Source organism: Micromonospora sp. NPDC051006 (assembly GCF_044456245.1).
GTDB lineage: Bacteria > Actinomycetota > Actinomycetes > Mycobacteriales > Micromonosporaceae > Micromonospora.
Genome location: NZ_JBITFP010000004.1, coordinates 391,498 through 412,091, shown reverse-complemented (window position 1 = coordinate 412,091; position 20,594 = coordinate 391,498). Strand labels below are relative to the sequence as shown.

The 20,594-nt window shown below is 70.8% G+C and carries 22 protein-coding genes; 15 read left to right on the top strand and 7 right to left on the bottom strand.

Going from position 1 to position 20,594, the window contains the following annotated elements; translation table 11 throughout:
- Positions 1-17: 17 nt before the first annotated feature.
- Together ACIBBA_RS10535 and ACIBBA_RS10530 are read left to right on the top strand one after the other, a co-directional pair.
- Entirely contained in the window at positions 18-656 is a 639-nt protein-coding gene (locus ACIBBA_RS10535; RefSeq protein WP_396695947.1) for a TetR/AcrR family transcriptional regulator, read from the top strand.
- A 49-nt stretch (positions 657-705) separates the two neighbouring features.
- Complete coding sequence (locus ACIBBA_RS10530; protein ID WP_396695829.1) at positions 706-1,797, top strand: hypothetical protein; 1,092 nt, start codon at positions 706-708, stop codon at positions 1,795-1,797.
- Between the two features lie 33 nt (positions 1,798-1,830).
- On the opposite strand, the gene ACIBBA_RS10525 is transcribed toward ACIBBA_RS10530, so the two are convergent.
- Positions 1,831-2,580 carry a hypothetical protein gene (locus ACIBBA_RS10525; protein WP_396695827.1) on the bottom strand — a complete coding sequence of 250 codons (750 nt, stop codon included), beginning with the start codon at positions 2,578-2,580 and terminating at the stop codon, positions 1,831-1,833.
- A 102-nt stretch (positions 2,581-2,682) separates the two neighbouring features.
- Here ACIBBA_RS10525 and ACIBBA_RS10520 point away from each other — a divergent pair, with 102 nt between their 5' ends.
- The 4 genes from ACIBBA_RS10520 to ACIBBA_RS10505 all read left to right on the top strand — a co-directional run bounded on the left by ACIBBA_RS10520 (position 2,683) and on the right by ACIBBA_RS10505 (position 6,267).
- Positions 2,683-3,414 carry a DNA alkylation repair protein gene (locus ACIBBA_RS10520; RefSeq protein ID WP_396695825.1) on the top strand — a complete coding sequence of 244 codons (732 nt, stop codon included), beginning with the start codon at positions 2,683-2,685 and terminating at the stop codon, positions 3,412-3,414.
- A 378-nt stretch (positions 3,415-3,792) separates the two neighbouring features.
- Positions 3,793-4,281 (top strand): hypothetical protein, encoded by a 489-nt coding sequence (locus ACIBBA_RS10515; protein WP_396695823.1) that lies wholly within the window; start codon positions 3,793-3,795, stop codon positions 4,279-4,281.
- A complete protein-coding gene (locus tag ACIBBA_RS10510) occupies positions 4,221-4,835 on the top strand; it encodes a TetR/AcrR family transcriptional regulator (protein ID WP_396695821.1) in 615 nt (204 codons plus the stop codon). The genes ACIBBA_RS10515 and ACIBBA_RS10510 overlap by 61 nt, the downstream gene beginning before the upstream one ends.
- 91 nt (positions 4,836-4,926) lie before the next feature.
- The gene (locus ACIBBA_RS10505; RefSeq protein WP_396695819.1) at positions 4,927-6,267 is read left to right on the top strand and encodes a hypothetical protein; all 1,341 of its coding nucleotides are present in this window, start codon (positions 4,927-4,929) and stop codon (positions 6,265-6,267) included.
- A 171-nt stretch (positions 6,268-6,438) separates the two neighbouring features.
- On the opposite strand, the gene ACIBBA_RS10500 is transcribed toward ACIBBA_RS10505, so the two are convergent.
- Positions 6,439-6,918, bottom strand: a complete 480-nt coding sequence (locus tag ACIBBA_RS10500; protein ID WP_396695817.1) for a winged helix-turn-helix transcriptional regulator — start codon at positions 6,916-6,918, stop codon at positions 6,439-6,441.
- 100 nt (positions 6,919-7,018) lie between these two features.
- On the opposite strand from ACIBBA_RS10500, the gene ACIBBA_RS10495 reads away from it, so the two are divergent.
- Positions 7,019-7,756: a DsbA family protein gene (locus ACIBBA_RS10495; RefSeq protein WP_396695815.1), complete on the top strand. Its 738-nt coding sequence runs from the start codon at positions 7,019-7,021 to the stop codon at positions 7,754-7,756.
- Between the two features lie 106 nt (positions 7,757-7,862).
- Here ACIBBA_RS10495 and ACIBBA_RS10490 read toward each other — a convergent pair whose 3' ends face one another.
- The gene (locus tag ACIBBA_RS10490; RefSeq protein ID WP_396695813.1) at positions 7,863-8,708 is read right to left on the bottom strand and encodes an NAD(P)H-binding protein; all 846 of its coding nucleotides are present in this window, start codon (positions 8,706-8,708) and stop codon (positions 7,863-7,865) included.
- A 97-nt stretch (positions 8,709-8,805) separates the two neighbouring features.
- Between ACIBBA_RS10490 and ACIBBA_RS10485 the strand changes: the two genes are divergently transcribed.
- The 4 genes from ACIBBA_RS10485 to ACIBBA_RS10470 all read left to right on the top strand — a co-directional run bounded on the left by ACIBBA_RS10485 (position 8,806) and on the right by ACIBBA_RS10470 (position 11,880).
- The gene (locus tag ACIBBA_RS10485) at positions 8,806-9,273 is read left to right on the top strand and encodes a MarR family winged helix-turn-helix transcriptional regulator (protein ID WP_396695811.1); all 468 of its coding nucleotides are present in this window, start codon (positions 8,806-8,808) and stop codon (positions 9,271-9,273) included.
- 137 nt (positions 9,274-9,410) lie between these two features.
- Entirely contained in the window at positions 9,411-10,361 is a 951-nt protein-coding gene (locus tag ACIBBA_RS10480; RefSeq protein WP_396695809.1) for an NADP-dependent oxidoreductase, read from the top strand.
- Positions 10,362-10,456: 95 nt separating this feature from the next.
- Entirely contained in the window at positions 10,457-11,179 is a 723-nt protein-coding gene (locus tag ACIBBA_RS10475; RefSeq protein WP_396695807.1) for an SMI1/KNR4 family protein, read from the top strand.
- Positions 11,180-11,289: 110 nt separating this feature from the next.
- Positions 11,290-11,880, top strand: a complete 591-nt coding sequence (locus ACIBBA_RS10470; protein ID WP_396695805.1) for a TIGR03086 family metal-binding protein — start codon at positions 11,290-11,292, stop codon at positions 11,878-11,880.
- Between the two features lie 79 nt (positions 11,881-11,959).
- Here the strand turns inward: ACIBBA_RS10470 and ACIBBA_RS10465 are convergent, their stop codons facing one another.
- The 4 genes from ACIBBA_RS10465 to uxaC all read right to left on the bottom strand — a co-directional run bounded on the left by ACIBBA_RS10465 (position 11,960) and on the right by uxaC (position 16,307).
- Positions 11,960-12,907: a CU044_5270 family protein gene (locus tag ACIBBA_RS10465; RefSeq protein ID WP_396695803.1), complete on the bottom strand. Its 948-nt coding sequence runs from the start codon at positions 12,905-12,907 to the stop codon at positions 11,960-11,962.
- Positions 12,900-13,514 (bottom strand): RNA polymerase sigma factor, encoded by a 615-nt coding sequence (locus ACIBBA_RS10460; protein ID WP_396695801.1) that lies wholly within the window; start codon positions 13,512-13,514, stop codon positions 12,900-12,902. The genes ACIBBA_RS10465 and ACIBBA_RS10460 overlap by 8 nt, the downstream gene beginning before the upstream one ends.
- 61 nt (positions 13,515-13,575) lie before the next feature.
- Positions 13,576-14,913: a mannitol dehydrogenase family protein gene (locus ACIBBA_RS10455; protein ID WP_396695799.1), complete on the bottom strand. Its 1,338-nt coding sequence runs from the start codon at positions 14,911-14,913 to the stop codon at positions 13,576-13,578.
- Positions 14,910-16,307 (bottom strand): glucuronate isomerase, encoded by a 1,398-nt coding sequence (gene uxaC / locus ACIBBA_RS10450; protein ID WP_396695797.1) that lies wholly within the window; start codon positions 16,305-16,307, stop codon positions 14,910-14,912. The genes ACIBBA_RS10455 and uxaC overlap by 4 nt, the downstream gene beginning before the upstream one ends.
- 170 nt (positions 16,308-16,477) lie before the next feature.
- Between uxaC and ACIBBA_RS10445 the strand changes: the two genes are divergently transcribed.
- Genes ACIBBA_RS10445 through ACIBBA_RS10430 form a run of 4 tightly spaced genes read left to right on the top strand, consistent with a single transcriptional unit; the run spans position 16,478 to position 20,582 of the window.
- Entirely contained in the window at positions 16,478-17,809 is a 1,332-nt protein-coding gene (locus tag ACIBBA_RS10445; protein WP_396695795.1) for an ABC transporter substrate-binding protein, read from the top strand.
- Positions 17,810-18,763: a carbohydrate ABC transporter permease gene (locus ACIBBA_RS10440; protein WP_396695792.1), complete on the top strand. Its 954-nt coding sequence runs from the start codon at positions 17,810-17,812 to the stop codon at positions 18,761-18,763.
- Complete coding sequence (locus tag ACIBBA_RS10435) at positions 18,760-19,623, top strand: carbohydrate ABC transporter permease (protein WP_357053852.1); 864 nt, start codon at positions 18,760-18,762, stop codon at positions 19,621-19,623. Before ACIBBA_RS10440 ends, ACIBBA_RS10435 begins: the two co-directional genes overlap by 4 nt.
- Entirely contained in the window at positions 19,623-20,582 is a 960-nt protein-coding gene (locus ACIBBA_RS10430; RefSeq protein ID WP_396695790.1) for a Gfo/Idh/MocA family protein, read from the top strand. Before ACIBBA_RS10435 ends, ACIBBA_RS10430 begins: the two co-directional genes overlap by 1 nt.
- Positions 20,583-20,594: the final 12 nt, after the last annotated feature.

Here is a 20,594-nt window from a genome sequence, read left to right as displayed (position 1 = left end):
CGTCCGTTTTTGGTTACGTGCGGCGGGGCCCCCCCCCCCCCCGGGGGGGGGGCGCCCCCCCCCCCCCCCGGCGTAACCGACGCCAGCTGATCGTCGCGACGCGGGAGGCGATCGCCTCCCGCGGGCTCGACGTCTCAGCCCTGGACATCGCGACGGCGGCGGGCGTGGGCGTAGGAACGTTGTACCGGCGCTTCGGCACCAAGGAGGCGCTGCTCGACAACGTGGTGCTCGGCCTCTACGACGAGCTGTGCGAGACCGCTCAGGTCTGCCTTGAGCGCGCGGACGCATGGGACGGGCTGGCAGAGTTCGTGATGGAGCTGGCCGGAGCCCACCGGGACAGCCGCGGCCTGGCCGAGGTCACCGCAGCGTGCGAGAGGCCACCGACGCCCGAGCTCGCGCAGCGGACCGCCGCACTGCAGGATGCCGTCGCCCGACTGACCGAGCGGGCGCGCGCGGCGGGCCACCTGCGGGCGGACGTGACCTGGGAGGACGTCCTGATCTGCTCCCGCGCGCCGCTGGACACCGACCACTGCCTCGGCGTCGACGCGGGGCCGGACGGGTGGCGTCGAGTCGTCACGATCCTGCTGGACGGGATACGCGCCCCCGGACGGACCCCTCTTGAGGGGCCCGCGCCGCAGGTCCACCAAGCAGGGTGACTCATCACCGGCTCCCCGTCGCCGCCCGGAAAACGTACGATGACTCGGCGTGACCCCCGACGAGATTTCCGCCGCATTGACGATCGTTCCCGAGGTACGAGCGACTGCGTTGCAGAACCGGATGACGGTCCACGTACCCGCGCTCGGCGACAGCGTCCACTTCGTCGCCGACGACGTGCGGCGGGTCAGACCGATCTACGCACCCGACGGCGCACCGGCGCTCGAATTCGCGGTCGGCGCTGGTGCGGAGGTGTGGCCGCTGATCATCACCGGGACCGACGTGGTGTTCCAGCCCGTCAGCCCGGACACGGTGCTGGACACCCGGATGCGGTACTCCGTCGCCGAGATGCCGCCGCTCGTCGCCTACACGGAGATGCTCCGCGAGGCCGAGGCGCAGGGCCGTCGGGCGCAGTCAGGGCACATCGACTACGACAGGCTCGCGGGCACGTTCCTGCTCGTGCGCTGTTTCATTCTGGGCGCGGCCCGCTTCGGGCTGCGGCCGGTGGCCGCGGTGGGCTGGTGGGACCGGGCTTGGCGGGAGGCCGGTGACGATGTCTTCCTGCCGCCGTGGCGCCCGGACCCACTGTGGGACGGCCTGCTGGCCGAGGCGACGCAGCTGCCGGATCTGCCCTCCACCCTGAGCGCGGTTCGCGACGAGCGCCCCGACGCGGCCCGCGTCGAGGTGGTCGACTTTCAGCGTCTGGAGCCCGGCCTGAGCGTGGTGGGCCTGAACGACGAGTTCGTCGCGGCGTGGCGGCGCTGGGTGCCGATCACGCCGGCGACCTTCCACGCCACCCTCACCCGCGGCGTGCCCGACGCGACCGCCGACGTGGCCCTCTACCCCGACGGCGGTGGCAACATCGACCTGTGGATCCCGTTGAGCGACGGCCGTCGGGCGTTCCTGCAGACCTCGTTCGTCCTCGCCGATCGCGACCTTGCCATCGACGAGATCCGGATTCCCGACCGGGTGGGCAATGGCCTGTTCCAGCGCCTGATGTTCAACACCGAGCAGTTGGCTGCGCTGCTCGGCCTCCGGCGGGTCACCCTGCGCGCCACCGGCATCGGGGCGTACGCCCTGGCCCGGGTCGGCGTCTACCCGCGTGACCCGGAGCTCTACCAGGTCACCCGCGACCTCACCTGAGGCCGCCGGCGTCGACAGGCTGGCTGGAGATCGTCACTGCGCACGCCGGGCTTTCTCAGCACCGCGCAGCAATGACCGGCGCAGATTGGCCATCGCGTCGGCACCGACGGTCTGCTCCACCGACGACGCCACCTGCGCACACAGCTCGCGCGCACGGGCCAGCTCGGCCCGGGCGCCGTCGATGTCGCTGCGCAGCCGCTGTGCCTGCTCCGGGTTGACCCGGCGGATGTCCCGCACCTCGCCCGTACGCGTCTCGCGCAGCGTCTCGGCCAGGATCATGACGTAGTCGGCCCGGTCCGACGACAGCACGGCGAGGGTGTCGCCCTCCTTCCCCACGCCCGCCACCCGGTCCACCGCCGCCGACGGTAGGAAGAACAGTGTGGTGGTCGAGAACGTGCTCGTCCGTCGCTGCTGCTCCCAGCGGGTCAGCAGACCCGACTTGACGTCCAGGAAGGGCGCCAGCTCGAGGTACAGACCCGCGTCGACGGTGTTGAGCAGCATGCGCGAGTCATCGATCGCCTGGCGCAGCTTCCCGACCGACTCGACCTGCTCGGCCATCACCTGGCCGAATTCGGCCTCCGTCGCCGCGTCGGCGGCGCCGTCGCCGAACTGCCCTGCCAGGGTCAGCACCCTGTCGCCACGCAGACACAGGTCCTGCAACAGCAGCACGACGCCGAGCAGGTGGCGGGCCACGTCCGAGTCTCGCCCCGTCCTGCGGCGATCCAGCAGGCGTGCACCGTAGTTGGCGAAGATCTCCGCCAGCTTCTCGACGAGGGTGAACACGCGCAGAGCCTAGTGGACAGCGTCCACCTGCCCACTCCCCCGCGCACGGCCCGTCTGGGAGTTCGCGGTCACGAGCCTGGGGTCGCGGTAGGTTGCAGAGTCATGGCCACGACCGCCGACGTCCGTCAGGAACTCGCCAGCCTCGCCGATCCGCGTCGCGCGCAGGGACTGAGCCGGTTTCTGCAGATGTTTCCCGGCGGGTACGGCGAGGGCGACCGGGCCATCGGAGTCTCCGTGCCGGAACAGCGCAAAGTGGCCACCCGGCACTGGCGTGACCTCTCCCTGGCCGACACGGCGAAGCTGCTGACCAGCGGCGTGCACGAGGAGCGGCTGACGTCTCTGTTCATCCTGGTGCGAAAGTTCGCCAAGGGGGACGAGAAGCAACGGGGCCAGATATTCGAGGTCCTGCTGGCCAACACCGACCGCATCAACAACTGGGATCTGGTCGACTCGTCCGCGCCGTACATCGTCGGCCCCTGGCTGATCGACAAGGACCGGAGCGTACTGGACCGGTTGGCCGGGTCGGACCTGGTCTGGGACCGGCGCATCGCCATCATGGCGACCTTCGCCTTCATCAGAGCCGGCGACTTCCACTGGACCTTCCGCCTCAGCGAACGGCTCCTGCACGACCCGCACGACCTCGTCCACAAGGCGGTGGGTTGGATGTTGCGTGAGGTCGGCAATCGTGACCGGGCGGCGGAGGAGGAGTTCCTCGCCCGACGGTACCGGGTCATGCCGCGGGTCATGCTGCGGTACGCGATCGAGAAGTTCGAGCCGCAGCGCCGGAGGGACTACCTCTCCGGCGTGGCCTGGTGCGCCGACCAAGAACGTTAACCGGGTTCGCAGCTCGGCGGGTAGGGTCGGCGCGGCCGGACGATGCGGTGTCGGCGATGCTGCGCGCGCTCGGTGGCGATGTGCTTGTGCACGGGCACAGCACGCTCACCAAGTATTTCGGCGTAGCGCCGCAGGATGTCCCGCGCTGCGCTGCGCTACGCCGACGGCCGGGTTGTCGCCATCGACGGCGGGGTGTACGAGGGCGGCCGCGTCCTGCTCACCCGGCTTGTCTAACTTGTTGCGTTCCCCAACTCCAGGGAGTCAGCCGGCTTCGGCGCGGGATTGACGTCGCGCCCCCGTACGTCTTGACTTGCCGGCCCCCCCGGCCTAATTTGCTTACATCGTAAGCTTACGTCGTACGCAAACTCGGGAGGTCCGATGAAGAAGCTTGCCCTCGCTGCTCCACTCGCCTGGCTCGCCTGGCTCGCGCTCACCGACTGGGTGCCGATGTTTCCGCTCAACGACCTCGCCGCCATCCCCGCCGGGGATCGCGCGATCGCGGCCGTCGCGAACTACCCCTTCCCGCTGCTGATCGCGGCGGGTGTCGCGCTTGATCGGCACTGGTCCCGCATCGCGGCGGTCGCGCTGAGCGCGCTCTGCCTCGTCGGGCACGTAACCAGCTGGTGGATCCCGTACTTCGGCAGCGCCGACCCCGGCCAGCGGGTGGAATTCCAGGAGTACTACGCCCGGACTCTGCGGTTCTGGCCCACCGCCGGCCATGACGTCGTCGTCGATCTGCAACACGCCGTCATCGGGCTGCTCACCCTGGCGATGCTGACCGCCACCGTTCTTGTCACGATGAGGAGATGGCCACGACAGGAGAACCCCGGCCGGCCCGCCGCAGCAGCGGTCGCCCGCCACAGCTGAGCCGCGACGACATCGTCTCCGCGGCTCTCGCGGTGATCGACGCCGATGGCCTGGAGGCGCTGACCATGCGTCGCCTCGGCGCCGAGCTGGGAGTCGCGGCGATGTCGCTCTACCGTCACCTGCCCAACCGGGAAGCCGTCCTCGCCGCCGTCGTCAACCATCTGGCGACCGAGGCGATCACCGATCTCGACCCGGGCCGGTCCTGGGCCGAGAGCCTCACCGCCTTCGCCACCGCCTACCGTCAGATGCTGCTCAATCACCCTCGCGCGGTACCCCTGCTGGCAACCCATCCGATGGACGTCCACACCGGACTCGCGCTCATCCAGGTCGTCCTCGACCGAGCCGACACGGAAGGCGTACCCCGACCGCACGCGCTGACGGCGGTCCAGTCGGTGGCCGTCTTCGTGCTCGGCCACGCCCTCGCCCAGGTAGGCACACCACCGGGGACCTCAGCCACCGCGGTCGACACGCCGGAGGCCACCGAATACTACGACCGCTGGTTCGCCGAAGGGCTCGCCGCCATGGTGACCGGATTCGTACGGCCGGCTGCCTGACGGTCCTGGCGGCTCGCTGAGTACCCGTACTCAGTCGAGACCGGGTACGCGGCGGGCTATGCGATCACGGCCGGCTGGGCAGGATTGGAGGGTGCTCCAGTTGAAGGCGTCGAAGCCGGTGGTTGTCGCGATCCAGCTCGGCGCGGTCTGGGCGGTGGGGGCGGTCGCACTGCCGATGATGTGGCAGGCGCTGCTGGTCGCGGCGCTCGCCGGTGCGGCGGGCCTGATAGCCGTCATGGCCCTCGTGGCCGGGGTGGCCGTCCTGGCGTACCTGATCATGGTGATCGCAGCCACCCGTGACGTGTCGGTCCTGGGGGCGACCGGCGGTCGTCGAGTGCTCTGGGCGCTGCTCGTCACGGGTCTGGGCACGGTCGGGTGGGCCGCCGGGTGGGCCGTCACCGACGTCGCCGGGCTCGGGGTGAGCAGCAACCCGCTGTTGAGGTTCCTTCTCGGCGGCGTTCCGTTCGCCCTGGTGGCCGGGCTGTTCCTACGCGGCTGGCAGTTCAGCGCCACCGCGCTCGGCCTGAGCGTGGTGCTGGCCGGCGCCACCGTGGCGGTGCTGCGCCAGGAGTCGCCGGACGAGTTCGAGCGACGGCTGGTCGTCGCCGGCGTTCACCGGGAGACCGCCTACGCGGTCGCCATCCCCGGCTACCTGCCCACGGACGATCGCGACTACGGCAACCGGCTGGGCGGCTCGCGCTTCCGCCCCGAGAACCCGGAGGCTGTTCCGCCGGACCGGTACATCAGCATCAACGCGTACGACCGGCTCAGCCCGGGCGAGCAGATGTGTGCGCAACCGACCGCCCAGGACTCGCGACTGACCTGGGGGTCCTGCACGGTCGAGAAGGACGGTCTGGTCTACCGGCACAACGAGATCCAGCACGGATACCAGGTGACCGTCGGCCGCCGGTACGTCACGGTGGTCGGGACCCCGGCGGTCGACCATGACCTGTTGCGGGCCGCGGCGCTGAGCCTGCGCCTGGCCACCGCCGAAGAGCTCGGCGGTGGCCAGGCGCAGACCGGCGGGTACTACGCCGCTACGGTGCCCGGATACGTCGGGCAGGTCACCGGGATCCCGCCCGGCATGCTCTACGCGCCCGCCGACCAGACCGGCAACGGCGCGCAGAGCGTCTCCATCTCGCTGGACGTGAGCTACGCGGGCAGCGACGACATCTGCTTCCGCACCACCGAGTGCACTCCGGACGGCGGCGGGCTCACCTACGTCCGCAATGAGGACGGCCACGGGTATGTCATGCGGCGCGATGAGATGAACGTGCGGATCATGGGCGGGCTGCGGGCCGACCGCACGCTGCTGCGGCAGGCCGCGCTGGATGCCCGCCCCGCCACCGACGAGGAACTGCGCCGAGCCGTCCCGCCGCTTGAGGCGCGCGAGCCTCTCGACCGTCTCCGCCAATGGCTACGCACGTTCTAGCCACGACGGACGGCATCCGGAAGCGGTAGGTATGTGACACTCACTCCTCGAGGAGCACCTGCACCGCCCCGGTGACCCTGATCAGCCACGGTCCGGGGTCGGCGCACGACGGGAGTGAACCGTCGATCGCCCAGCTCCGGACAGTCGACGTCCCCCGGCGGCCGGGCCCGCTCACCGACCCACGCCGGCATCGTCAGGCTCCCACGCAGGACGATGCTTCTCCGTTGTGCTGGTGCCGTCATATTCGGTCTGATGGCGGCGGATTTCGGTGTGATGCTCGGCTGACCAGGCGGCCAGCGCCAGGACGGTGGACAGGAGCGAGGTGCCGAGTTCGGTGAGGGCGTACTCGACGCGGGGCGGGACCTCCGGGTAGGAGGTTCGCGTGACGAGTCCGGTGCGCTGCAGGTGCTTCAAGGTCAGCGTGAGCATCCGCTGGGAGATGCCGGGGATCGCGTCGGCCAGGTCCGAGTAGCGGATGGGGCGGTCGGCGAGCGTACCGATGATCAATACGCTCCACTTGTCGCCGACAAGATCCAGGACCTCGCGGATGAAATCGGCGTCCTCGTCGTTCCAGTGCGCACAGGGCCCGGGCACGGCCCGGACGTTCGCCCGGACGTTGGCCCGTCTCCGTCGAAGATCCTCCGCGCTCATGCTCGCCGCCTCTCCGCCAGTCGGTCGCTACGCACATGAATGTGCCTTTTGTGGCACTCCGATTCTAATGCACGATGGGGTTACGAACAGCGAGTAAGAAATGAGAGAGGACCCCATGAAGATCGAGTTCTGGTCGGACGTCGTCTGCCCGTACTGCGGGCTGATGGACCACCGCCTGCACCAGGCCCTGAACCGGTTCGGGCACGGCGAGCAGGTGCAGGTGATCCACCGGTCGTTCCAGCTACACCCGGACCTGCCGCGCGAGGGCGTCAGCCAGATCGAGCTGATCGCGATGGCTGGCGCCCCCGCGTCGACCGTGGACCGCGTCCTGCGCCCGATCGAGCGAGCCGCCGAGGCGGAGGGCCTGACGCCCTATCACGCGGTCGATCGCACGCTGGGCCCGACCGACCTGGCTCACGAACTGCTCGCCTACGCCACCGACCAGGGCCGTGGCAACGAGATCTGGACGGCCATGTTCCGCGCGCACTTCGGGCAGGCCCGCAAACTGTGGACCACCGAGGAGGTCCTCGACTTCGCCGCCGAGGTGGGCCTGGACCCGGCCGGTTCCGCCGAGGCTCTGCGTAGCCGCCGCTATCGGGCCCGCGTCGCCGCCGACCAGCGCGAGGCCGAGCGCCTCGGCGCCCGCGGCGCGCCCTTCCTCGTCTTCGACCGCCGCTTCGCCGTCCCCGGCGCCATCGGCACCGAAGACCTGCTCGCCGCGATCACGAAGGCATGGGCCGAAGCTCACCCCACGCCCCAGCCGCTGCCCGTCGTCTCCGGAGCCGACCGCATCTGCACCCCGGACGGCTGTGCGGTGCCCGAGCCCGGCACCGCCTGACGGTTGGCGAGATGGACGCGGCCCCCAGCGGGCCCGACGGCAGCCTGCGCACAGGCCACGCCGGGCCCGCTTCCGGGGAGGCGGCAACTCGGGGCCGTGGCCCGGATCAGGCGGCGGCGAAGCGCTCGCGGTGGTCGCGGACGAACTCGGCGATGCTCCGCGGCGACCGGCCGGTGACGCTGGCGACATGGTCGTTGGTGAAGTCGCCCCACCCGGAGCCGTAGGCGACCCGGTATTCGGTGAGCGCCTCCGCCGTCCACTCGTCGAGCCCGGCCTGAAGCAGGCCGTCGCGGGTCTGTTCCGGGCTCTGCGGCACGTACCGCACCGGGCGTCCGAGCGTACGGGTGAACTCCTCCGCCACCTGATGCAGCGAGATGCTCTCCGGACCGGTGGGCGTGTAGATCCTGCCCTCGTGTCGCTGGGGCGCGGCGAGGATCTCGGCCGCGACCGCGGCGATGTCCCGTACGTCGACGACACCGACCCGCCCCTCGCCGAAGACCCCGTAGAGCTGGTCCCCGGCCAGGGTTCCGAACAGGTTCTGCATGAAGTTGCTCGGCCGCAGGATCGTCCACCCGATGCCCGAGTGCTGCAGTTCGGCGTCGGAGAGCGCGTGCAGCCGGCCGTTGCGGGTGGGAGCGTCGTGCGCCGCGCCGATCGCGGAGAGCCGGACGACGTGCCGCACGCCGGCGTGGCGAGCCGCCCACAGCGCGTTCATGCTCTGACTCGGCGCGAGCGGGCCCATCGCGGTCAGCAGCCACAGCTTCGTCACTCCGTCGAACGCTGCTGGCAGCGTGGCGGGACGGTCCAGGTCACCGACGACGTAGTCGACGCCGTCGACGTCAGGTGCGCGCGACTTGTCGCGAACGAGGGCCCGCACCGGCTGCTTGCCGGCAAGCTCCCGCAGCACCTCCCCGGACACCGTTCCGGTCGTTCCGGTAATCAGAATGGTCATGGCTGTCCTCCCGTCAGGCGGGCCGCGATTCGGCCGCTGTGGCGCGCCGACGACGATATAGTTCAGATAATGGACCGTCCAATGATTGGACTAGTTTATGAGACGCAGCACACGTAAGGAACAGGACCCCGACCTCGGGATTCTGGCCGTCCAGCTCTCCGCACGGGTCCAGCGCGAGATCTTCACGCGCGCGGCCGAGCACGGGTTCGGAGACGTCAGGCCCCGCCACGGCGCGGTCCTCGCCTACCTGGACGCCGAGGGCACCCGGCCCGGCGAACTGGCCCGGCTCGCCGGGCGGAACAAGCAGACGATGGGCGCGATCCTCGACGAGCTGGAGCGGCTCGGCTACGTGCGGCGCGCACCGGACCCGGCCGACCGCCGGGCAAAGCTCATCATCCCGACGGACCGTGGTCTCGAGTTCATGGAGGTCTCCGACGGCCTGGTCGACCTGATCGAGCAGCACCTCTCCGACGCGCTCGGTGCGGACCTCTACCGGGAATTCAGGACCGCGCTGGGCCGTGGCGTGGCGAGCCTGCCGGCGATCGGCCACGACACCGAGGGCTGAGACCGCCGGGATCGCGGAAGTCCGGCGTCCGGCTGCTCACCACCCAGATAATGCGGGGTGTCAACCTGGAGCCGGCTCCGCCTGGGGCGCCGCACGTGGGCCGACCCGGATGCGGGTCGGAAAGGAGACGTCGTCGGATGAGCACGATGTACGCCGTGCGAGCTCACACCAGGGGCGGTCCGGAACAGCTCGTGTACGAGCAGGTTCCGCGGCCCGAGCCGGGGCCCGGTGAGGTGCTGGTGGCCGTCAAGGCGGCTTCGATGACCCCGCACGAACTCACCTGGCCGGAAACCTGGACGCACAGCTCCGACGGCTCGGGGCCCGAACGTACGCCGATCATCCCGTCGCACGAGTTCTCCGGAGTCGTCGCGGCATCCCGGGCGGAGGTGCAGAGCCCCACCGAAGGGGAGGCTGTCTACGGGTTGATCCCCTTCACCCGCGATGGCGCCGCCGCCGAGTACGTCACCCTGCCCGCGGCCGTCGTGGCAGCCAAACCCGCCACCGTCGACCACGACCATGCCGCGGCGCTTCCGCTGTCCGCGCTGACCGCCTGGCAGGCGTTGGTCAACCACGCCGATCTGCAGCCCGGCCAACACGTGCTGGTGCAGGGCGGCGCCGGTGGCGTGGGGAGCCAGGTGGTGCAGATCGCGGCCGGTCTCGGTGCTCGGGTGAGCGCCACGGCAGCGGCGGCCGACCTGGAATTCGTCAAAGGCCTGGGCGCCGAGCAGGCCATCGACTACGCGCATGACCGCTTCGAGGATCACGTCCGCGACGTGGACGTCGTCATCGATCTCGTCGGCGGCGTGACGCAGTCACGGTCCTGGTCGGTCCTGAAGGCGGGCGGCATCCTGGTCAGCCCCGCCACGCCTCCCGACCAGCAGGAGGCAGCCCGGCACGACGCCCGCGGGGTGTACTTCATCGTCGCGCCCGACCAGAACGCGTTGCGTTCGATCGCCGAACTCGTCGACAACGGCCGGCTGAAGCCGGTGGTGGACCGCGTGCTGCCCCTCACGGAGACCCGCTCGGGTTATGAGGCGCTCGAGACGGGCAAACACCGCGGGAAGATCGTCGTTCACGTCGCGGACTAGCGCGTCGGTCCCCACCGCTCAGCGGCGTCCCCCGTCGCCGACAGCGCGGTGGTTGGGCCTGCGCCGGTTGGGCAGTGAGTCCTAAGATCCGCGTCGTGACCGACGCGGGTACGCATGCGGACGAGGACGTGGCCGACGCCTGGGCGCGGATCGAGGCCAGCCTGGGCCGTGTCCTGCCGGCTTCGCTGGGGCAGCTCGGGGCGCCGGCCGAGGCGCAGGCGATCGATGCGGTGGAGACCGCCTTGGCGGTGGTGCTGCCGCCGGATGTCCGCGCCAGTCTGCGCGTTCACGGCGGCACGAAGTGGGGTTGGCCCAGCCCGGTGCCGCTGGATTACCTCTACGACACCGACGAGATCGTCGAGGCGACGCGGATGTGGCGCACGACGTTCGACCCCGACCCGGTCTTCGACGATCCTCGGGTCTGGGCTTACCTGGTCGACCGGAACATGATCCAGGTGAGCGGACCGGTGCGGCCGACTCTGAACGGAGCCGACCGGGTGTTCGTGGGCACGATGAACGGCGACGTGCACTGGTTCCTCGACCTCGATCCGCCACCGGGGGGCACGCCGGGCCAGGTGGTTCGGGTTGATCCCGAGGGAACCACCTGGCACGTCCTGGCCCCGTCGTGGCGGCAGCTGCTGGTCCGCTACGCCGAGGATCTGGAGCTGTTCGCGACCGCTCCGGACGACTCGGGGCTGGAGATCGATCAGGAGGCCGGCCCGGCGTGCGAATGGGGCGCGACAGCCGACTCCCCGGGAATACGTCCGGCGTGGCTTCGGGACGTTGAGCCCCTCAACCCGTACCCGTGGAGAGACTGAGTCCGGCAACCCAGCCGGACCACCGCACCGCAGTGGCGCTGCGCGATGCGAGCTGTCCTGTCGGTCCCGGCGCGTAGCGTGCGGACGTGTCCACGATTGAGGAGAGACCGATGATCGACAGTAAGGACACGGTTGACTTCGAGCCGGCGGCCCGCGCGCTGGCCGCGCTGCTGGGCGGGGTGACCGACGACCAACTCAGCCGCCCCACCCCGTGCGGGAAATGGACGGTCGCCGACCTGCTTCACCACCTCATGGGGCTGACGCTCGCGTTCCGGACAGCCGCCGAGAAGGGCCCCGACCCCGCGCCGGATGGCCCGGGCGACCCCGCCGCAGCGGAGCACGACCCGAGGTGGCGCACCCGGCTGCCGGCACAGCTCGACGAGCTGGTTGCCGCATGGCGTGAGCCGGCCGCGTGGACGGGCGACGTCGCGGTCGCCGGGGTGGTGCTGCCGGCCGGGATCATGGGTGTCGTCGCGCTCAACGAGCTGGTCATCCACGGATGGGATCTCGCCAGCTCGACCGGGCAGCGATACGACGTCGACGACCGTACCGTCGAGACGGTCCACGGCCTGGTGTCGCAGCAGGCGAGCAGCGACGGCACCCCCGGCCTCTTCGGGCCGTCGGTCGCCCTGCCCGCCGACGCTCCCCTGTTCGACCGGGTCCTGGGGCTCACCGGCCGCGATCCCGGGTGGAAGTCCTAGCACGACCGCCGCTCGGCTCGGCACCGAGCGGGCGGCCACCGGGCGGGCCCGCCGAGGCGCCCGCCCGGTCAGCGGAAACTCAGGGTGTCTGACCGACCCGGTCGACGACGGCGAGGGCCAGCACGGCCGACGACCCCGCCGACCCGCCCACGCCGAGGAAGGCGTAGGTCTCGGGGTGGAAGACGAGCACGACCTGGCCCGGGCCGCCCGTCGACGGCCAGGTGATCCCGATGCCTGATCGGCCCGCGCCATCCTTGACCTGCTCCACAGCCTGCAGGTCCGGCGTCGTCGCCGCCGCCTCGTAGAGCGCCGCACGGGATCGAGGGCGCAGGTAGCTGTCGGTGAGGTAGTAGAGGACGTCCTTGCCGGCGGCATTGGCGTCGCCTGGTTCACCGCTGCGATGCTCGGTCAGGAAGGCCCGCATGGCGGCGGCGTCGGTGGGCATGTCGGCGCGGTAGGCGGGTGCGGGGATGCACCGCTCGGTCCTGCCCGGCACCACCTGGTCGCCCTTGACCACCGCGGCTCGCCCGTTCCGGCAGCCGGGCACGACCATTTCCGTGCGGCCGGCGGCAGAGGTCTCGATGACCAGACCGTCCCGGGTTCCGTCCACCGACTGCCAACTCTCCCGGATTCCCGGACCCTCCTGGCTGCGTGAATAGACGAACTGGCCCGGCCGGGGACTGACGTCGGGCACTTCCAGCGCGGCGGCCGCCGCGTTCCGGAGAACCTGGGCGGCATCCGCCCGGGCGGCCGGCGTGCTGCCACCGAGCGGGTCCGGCGCAAGCACCAGAACCGAAGCCAGCGACGCCGCCACGCCCGCCGCCGCCACCCCGGTGAGCACGAGTCGCCAGACCGGTCGCCGCGAACGAGGAGGCGTCGGGGGGACGGTCGAGGTCGTGAGTGCGGGAGACGGCGCGGCCATCGCGGTCATCACGGTCGTCAGCCGCGTACGGGCCGGCACCAACCGCTCGGCCGTCGGCAGCCCGGTCTCGTCGCCGACCTGCTGGAGCAGTCGCATCTCATCCATTGCTCAGTGCCTCCTCGATCGTGCTGGCCGGTTCGCCGCCCAACTGCTCACGGAGCAACCGGCGGGCTCGGTTGAGTCGTGATCGCACGGTGCCGACCGGGATCGCCAGGGCGGCGGCGACCTCGTCGTACGTCAACTCCTCCCAGGCGATCAGCAGCAACACGTCGCGGTCTCCGTCGGAGAGCAGGGCCAACGCGTCGAGGAGGAGTCGGCGTAGCGATTGCGCCGTCACCGCGGTGGCGACCCGGTCGGCGTGTGACGCCTCGCTCGTCAGGGGGACGTACGCCTGCCGCAGTCGGTACTCCCGCTCCTCGTTCCGCCGGTGCTGGCCGACGATGTTGGTAGCGATCCCGTACAGCCACGGCCGGGCGTTCGGATGGGTGACGTCGAATCGATCCCGACGACGGAACGCCGCGAGGAACGTCTCGGCGACCAGGTCGTCCGCGGCCGGCACGCCGAGACGCCGGGCGAGGTAGCGATGGATGTGCGGCGCGTGCCGGTCGAAGATCGCCGAGAAGATCTCCGGTTCCTGCACGGACCGCGCGATGATCGCTGCGTCCGCCACCGCACCGACATCGACATCCTTTGCTCGCCGCAGGTGTTTCATGTAGGGCCTTTCGCGGAGTCGGGAAGCATCACCTGTTATCCGCGTCCGGCGGCCAAACGGTTCACGGGCGCAACGGTAGATGTGCGCCCGCCTCGTCGATCGCGTGGATGAGGTCCGTGTCGCCGGCCAGGTCCGGCGCGAGCAGCGCCAGCACGTCTCGCGCCGACCCCGCTCGTTGCTGGTACGGGCCGGCGCCGGCGTCGTTCACCGGCGCGCTGGCCCCGCGCAGGTGCTGAATCCAGGCGGCCAGCATCCGCGCGCCCCCGGTGGGCATCCGGCCGGCGGTCCGCTCGCCGCGCAGCACCGGCAGCAGCCGGATCGGCAACTTCTGCGAGCCGTCCGCGGCGATCTGCGCCAGCGTGTGCCGGATCCGCGGGTTCGCGAAGCGCTGAAGCAGGGTCGTCCGGTAGTCGGCCAGCTCGACGGCGGGCAGCGGCACGTGCCGCGCGGCCTCGTCCCACCACTGGTCCAGCCAACCGTGGCAGACCGGGTCGGCGACCGCGGCCGCGATGGTGTCGTGCCCGCGCGCGCTGCCGGCGTACGCCAGCAGGCTGTGCCCGCCGTTGAGCAGCAGCAGCTTGCGCGTCTCGTAGGGGGTGATGTCGTCGGCGAACCGAGCGCCTGCCGCTTCCCACGTCGGACGGCCAGCCGGGAAGTCGCCGCCGAGCACCCATTCGGAGAACGGCTCGGTGACCACCGGCACGGCGTCCTCGTGCCCGGTCAGCTCGGCCACCACGCGCACGTCCTCCGGCGTGGTCCGGGGCGTGATCCGGTCCACCATGGTGGTCACGAAGGAGACGTTCTCGGCGATCCACCCGGCCAGCCCCGGTTCGGCCGATGCGGCGAGGTCGTGCACCACCCGGGCGGTGGCCTCGCCGTTCCCCGGCAGGTTGTCGCAGGAGACCACGGCGAGAGGACCGGCACCGGCGATACGCCGGGCGGCCAGACCGGCGACGAGACGGCCGGGCACAGTGGTCACCTCAGCACCGTGACGTAGCGCGCTGACGTCGGCCCGGACGTCGGGAGCGTCGAGGTCCAGGCCGCCGTCGCGGTGCCGCCGGTACGCCGCCTCGGTGACGGTCAGCGTGACGACCGCGACGTCCGGCTCGGCCAGGTACGCGCACCACGACTGCAGGTCGGTGCCGGGATGCGCGGCCGAGACCGCGGTCTGCACGGCCATCTCGTCGCGGTCCGGCCCGCGAACCACGAGCGTGTAGAGCCCGTCCTGCTCGGTCAGCTGGTCGGCCAGCGCCCGCGACCGGCCGGTGAACGCGGCGATGCCCCATCGTGCCGAGTCCGGGGCGGCCCCGGTGTACCAGGCCTGGTGCGCCCGGAAGAAACCGCCCAGCCCGAGGTGGACGATGCGGACCGGCGGTCTGGTGGCCCGGTGCGGCCTCACAGCTTGAAGACCTTGCGCGGCTGGTCGCTGACCAGGGCGGCGAGCGTGTCGAGGGCCTCGTCCTCGTCCAGCCGGTGTGCCGCGACCAGCCCGGCGAGGAACCCCGCGTCGAGGCGGCGGGACATGTCGTGCCGGGCCGGGATGGAGCAGAACGCGCGGGTGTCGTCGATGAACCCGGACAGCCGGGAGAACCCCGCGATCTCGGTGACCGCCGCCTGGTAGCAGCGGATCTCGGACGGGTTGTCCAGGAACCACCACGGAGCTCCGGCGTACACCGCCGGGTAGAAGCCGGCGAGCGGCGCGATCTCCCGGTTGTAGACCTCCGCGTCCACGGTGAACAGCACCAGGTGGAATCCCGGGTGGGTGCCGAACCGGGCGAGCAGCGGTTGCAGCGCGTGGGTGAACTCGACGGCGGTCGGTATGTCGTGCCCGGTGTCCGGGCCGAACCGGTTCGCGGTGGCCGGGTGGTGGTTGCGGTGGATGCCCGGGTGCAGCGTCATGACCAGGCCGTCGTCGCACGACATGCGCGCCATCTCGAAGGTCATGTGCCGGCGGAACGCGGTCGCCTCGGCCGGCGAGACGGTGCCGGCGCGGGCCGCACGGTAGATGCGCTTCGCCTCGTGCCGCTCCAGCGGCTCGGTGCCCGCGTCGGCGTGGCTGTGGTCGGCGGAGACCGCGCCGTGCGCGACGAAGTACCGACGGCGCTCCTCCAGCGCGGCGAGGTACCCGGCGTAGTCGCCGACATCGCCGCCGAGTTCCTTGACCTTCTCCGGCCACCCCGGCCGGCCGATCTCCAGGTACCTGTCGGGGCGGAAGGTGGGCGCCACGGTGGTGTCGACGTCCGGGGCGTCGCGCAGCGCCGCGTGCGCGGCGAGGTCGTCGGCCGGGTCGTCGGTGGTGGCCAGGAAGTCGATGCCGAAGCGGCGCAGCAGGGCTCGCGGACGATGGCTCGGCTGACTCAACTGCCCCGCGATCAGGTCGTACAACGCGTCCGCGTTCTGCGCGCACGGCCGCTCGGTCACGCCGAAGATCTCCACCAGTTCGCTGTCGAACCAGTAGCGCACGGGGGTGCCGCGGAACAGATCCCAGTGGGCGCACAGCAACCGCCAGGCCTCCCGCGCCCGGTCCTCGGGCAGCGGCTCCTCCCCCACCCCGAGCGCCTGAAGCGGCACACCGCCGGCGTGCAGCAGCCGGGTCACATAGTGGTCCGGCTGGAGGAACAGGCTGGTGGGATCCGCGAACGGGGTGTCGTCGCGCAGCATCCGGGGATCGACGTGCCCGTGCGGCGAGACGATCGGGAGGTCGCGGACCGCCTCGTACAGGCGGCGGGCGATTGAGCGCACTCCCGCGTCGATGGGCAACAACCGGTCGGGATGCAACGTCAGAGCGGCCATGAGCCCGAGCGTGGGCGGGCCGCTGGGGGTTCGCAAGCGGTTGCCACCTGTTGCCTCGGTCGGCGTGGCAACAACTGGCAACTCGTTGCGTCGATCGTCGGCATGCGGAAACCATCCGGTAACAGTGATGCGGCTCACTCCGCACCGGCACACCCCTAGGAGAGCAGCAGATGCGATACCGGAAGATGCGAGCGGCGGTGGCGGTGGCCGGTGCGACCGCGCTGGTCGCCGCGCTCGCTGCCTGCGGAGGCGGCGACGAGTCCAGCGGCTCCGGCAAGACGCTCAACGTGCTGATCGGGGCGAACACCCAGTACCCCGCGGAACAGCAGGCGTGGCAGGAGTCGATCGCCCAGAGGTTCAAGTCGCAGACCGGCGCCGAGGTCAAGTGGGAGACGTTCGCCACCGCCAACGACGAGCTGACCAAGATCCAGACCTCGGTGGTCTCCGGCAGCGGCCCGGACGTCTACGCGGTCGGCACCACGTTCACCCCGACCGCGTACTCCACCAAGGCTTTCGTCACCCTGGGCGACGAGGAGTGGAAGAAGATCGGCGGCAAGGACAAGTTCATCCCCTCGTCGCTGGGCATCTCCGGGCCGGACGAGCAGAACCAGGTCGGCATTCCGTGGGTGGGCCGGCCGTTCGTCATGGTCTACAACACCGAGCTGCTCACCGCGGCAGGTATCGACAAGCCGGCGACCACCTGGGACGAGCTGACCCAGCACGCCAAGCGGCTGACCAAGGGAGACCAGCACGGGCTGGCCGTGGCGTACAAGGACAACTTCGACCCGTGGAAGTTCATCTGGGGCATGTCGATCCAGGCCGGCAACCCGCTCGTGGACGGAAAGACGGCGCGGATCCAGGACCCGGCGGTGCAGAAGGCCTATGAGACCTACTTCGGCTGGCTCGCCACCGACCGGGTGGTCAACCCGGCCGCGGTCGGCTGGTCCAACTCGCAGGCGATCGGCGAGTTCGCCAAGGGCAAGACCGGCTACATGGCGCTGACCTCCGCGCTCGCGGCGAAGGCGCTCGACGCCGGCGCGGTCAAGGGCAAATGGAAGTTCGCCCTGCTCCCCACCGTGCCGCCGGGCGCCACCACCCGGCCGGCGAACGGCGTGGAGGCCGCGAGCATCCTCTCCGGTGACAACCTGCTGGTGGCGGACTACTCCAAGAACAAGGACCTGGCGTTCCAGTTCGTCAAGCTGATCACCGACCAGGACGCGCAGCTGGACCTCTACCAGCGGCTGGGCCAACTGCCGGCGAACGCCGCCGCGGCGCAGACGTTGCTGTCGGACCCGAAGTTGCAGGTGGTCGTCCAGGCGCAGCAGAAGTCCGTGGCCACCCCGTTCACCGGCGCCTGGGCGGACATCCAGCTGGCGCTCACCAACGCGGTGGTGCAGTCGATCCCGGACCTCTCCAACGGCCCGATCAGCCCCCAGCAGATCGACAGCCGGCTGGCCACGGCGCAGAAGACCGCCCAGTCGGCACTGGACCGGGTCAAGTAGATGGCTGTCGACAGCACCCTCACGCCCGAGGTGCGGACGGCGAAGCCGCCGCCCCAGCGGCGCCGCCGGGGCGTGACGGAGCGACAGCGTCCGCTGTGGCTCCTCACCCCCGGCGGGGTGCTGATGGTCCTGGTCATCCTGATCCCGCTGGTCCTGGCGCTGTGGATCTCGGCGATCGACCTCGACCAGTACACCCTGCGCCGGTGGATCGAGGCACCGTTCATCGGGCTGGACAACTACGTCGAGTCGGTCGGATCCGGCCTGCTGCACTCGGTCTGGATCAGCGTCTCGTTCGCCGTGCTGGCCACCGTCGCCACCGTGCCGATCGGGATCGCCGCCGCGCTGGTCACCCAGAACCCCTACCGCGGCCGGGCGATCGTGCGGGCGGTGTTCCTGATCCCGTACGTGCTGCCGTCGTTCGTGGTCGCCACGGTGTGGCGCACGATGCTCCAACCGGACGGGATCGTCAACGCGACGCTCGCGAAGGCCGGCGTGGAGGGCGGGCTCTGGCTCAGCGGGCCGACCTCGTACTGGACGCTGGTGCTGGTGGAGATCTGGGCGGCGTGGCCGTTCATCTACCTGATGGCGCTGGCCGCCCTGCAGTCGGTGGACATCGAGGTGCACGAGGCGTCCGCGGTCGACGGGGTGACCTGGTGGTCGAAGCTGCGCCGGGTCATCCTGCCCTACCTGCGCGGGCCGGTGCTGCTCGCCTGCCTGCTGGCCACGCTGAACCACATCAACAACTTCACGCTGCCGTTCGTGCTGTTCGGCGCGCCCGCGCCGGACGACGTCAACGTGATGCCGATGCTGGTGTACGTCACCAGCTTCCAGAGCCTGCGGTTCGGGCTCAGCGCGGCCATGGCCGTGGTCTCGCTGATCCTGATCGCCATCCCGTTGTTCGCCTACCTGCGGGCGGTGCGGCTGGACGTGCACGAGGAAGGAGCCCGACGATGACCGCCTCGGCCGAGGCCCAGCGGCTGCTCCCCCGGCCGTTGCTGGTCACCCTGACGGTGCTGCTCTGCGCCATGGTGCTGGCGCCGATCCTCTACATCGTGCTGGCGTCGCTCAACACCGACGTGGGCGTGGCCGGCGGTGAGTTCTGGCCGAGCACCTTCTCCGGCGAGAGCTACACCCAGATCTGGACCACCGCCGAACTGTCCACCGGCATCGTCAACAGCCTCGTCGTCTGCGCGCTCACCGCGGTGGCCTCCGCCCTGCTCGGCACCACCACCGCGTACGTGCTGGTCCGCTACGCCTTCTTCGGGCGGCTGACCATCCTGCGCGGCCTGGTGGGCCTGCAGAGCATCCCGGGCACGCTGATGCTGCTGCCGGTGTTCGTGCTGTTCTCCTCGGCCGGCAACTACCTCGGCCTCACGGTGATCGGCACGCGGTGGGGCCTCTTCGTCGCGTACCTCACGTTCGCCCTGCCGTTCTCCACCTGGGTGATGGTCACCTACCTGCGCGGCATGCCGCGCGAGCTGGAGGAGGCCGCCCGCACCGAGGGCGCGTCGACCCTGGTCATCCTGTGGCGCATCGTCTTTCCGCTGAGCCTGCCGGCGATCGTCGTCTCAGGCATCTTCGCCTTCCTGCTCGGCTGGAACGACGTGCTGTTCGCCTCGGTGCTGACCCGGCCCGAGACGCAGACCGCGGCGGTGGCGCTGCAGATCTTCGGCTCCACCCAGGAGGGCGGCGCGCTGCCGGTGTACTCGCAGATGATGGCGGCCTCGCTGATCTGCGCGGCACCGGTCGTGCTGCTGTACCTGGCCTTCCAGCGCTACCTGGTCGGGGGCCTGACCGCCGGCGGGGTGAAGTAGTGGCGACCGCGGCGGTGATCGGTTGCGGCGACGTGTCGGTGGTGCACCTCGCCGCGATCGAGCGGCTCGGCGTCGAGCTCGTGGGTGTCTGCGACCCCGAGCCGGGCCGGGCCCCGACGGGGTACGTCAACCACCGCGATCTGCTCGACGACCTGCGTCCCGACGTGGTGCACATCTGCACTCCGCACGACCAGCACGTGCCTATCGCGATCGACGCCCTGGAGCGCGGCGTGCACGTGCTGCTGGAGAAGCCGGTGGCCCACACCGTCGCGCAGGCCGAGCGGCTGATCGCCGCCGCCAAGGATCACCCCGAGGTCAAGATCGGTGTCTGCCTGCAGAACCGGTACAACCTGACCGCCCAGGCCGCTCGTACGCTGCTCGCGTCGGGCGAGCTGGGCGCCGTGCGCGGCGGCTCGGCCACGGTGCTGTGGCACCGCGACCGGGAGTACTACCGCGCCCGACCCTGGCGCGGCCGGACCGCGCGCAGCGGCGGCGGGGTGCTGATCAACCAGGCCATCCACACGCTGGACCTGATGGAGTGGCTGCTCGGCGACGTGGTCGAGGTGCGCGGCCACACCGGCCGGTACGGCTTCGGCGGTGAGATCGACGTCGAGGACACCGCGCATCTGCTGCTCGAGCACGCCGGCGGGGCGCGCAGCGTGCTCTTCGCGACCGTGACCAACGTCCACGACGCACCGGTGGGCATCGAGATCGTCACCGAGCGGGCGACCCTGCTGATCCGCGGGGACCTGACGGTCAGCTACCGGGACGGGCGCACCGAGGTGCTCGCCGAGCGGCGCACCGGCCCCGGCGGCCGCGCGTACTGGGGCGCGTCGCACGAGCTGCTCATCGCCGACTTCTACCGACAGCTGCCCGAGCCGGCACCGTTCTGGCTCGGCGTCGAGGAGGGCACCAGGTCTCTGCGCCTGATCGATCAGGTCTATCGACAGCACACCTGAGCAAGGAAGGGC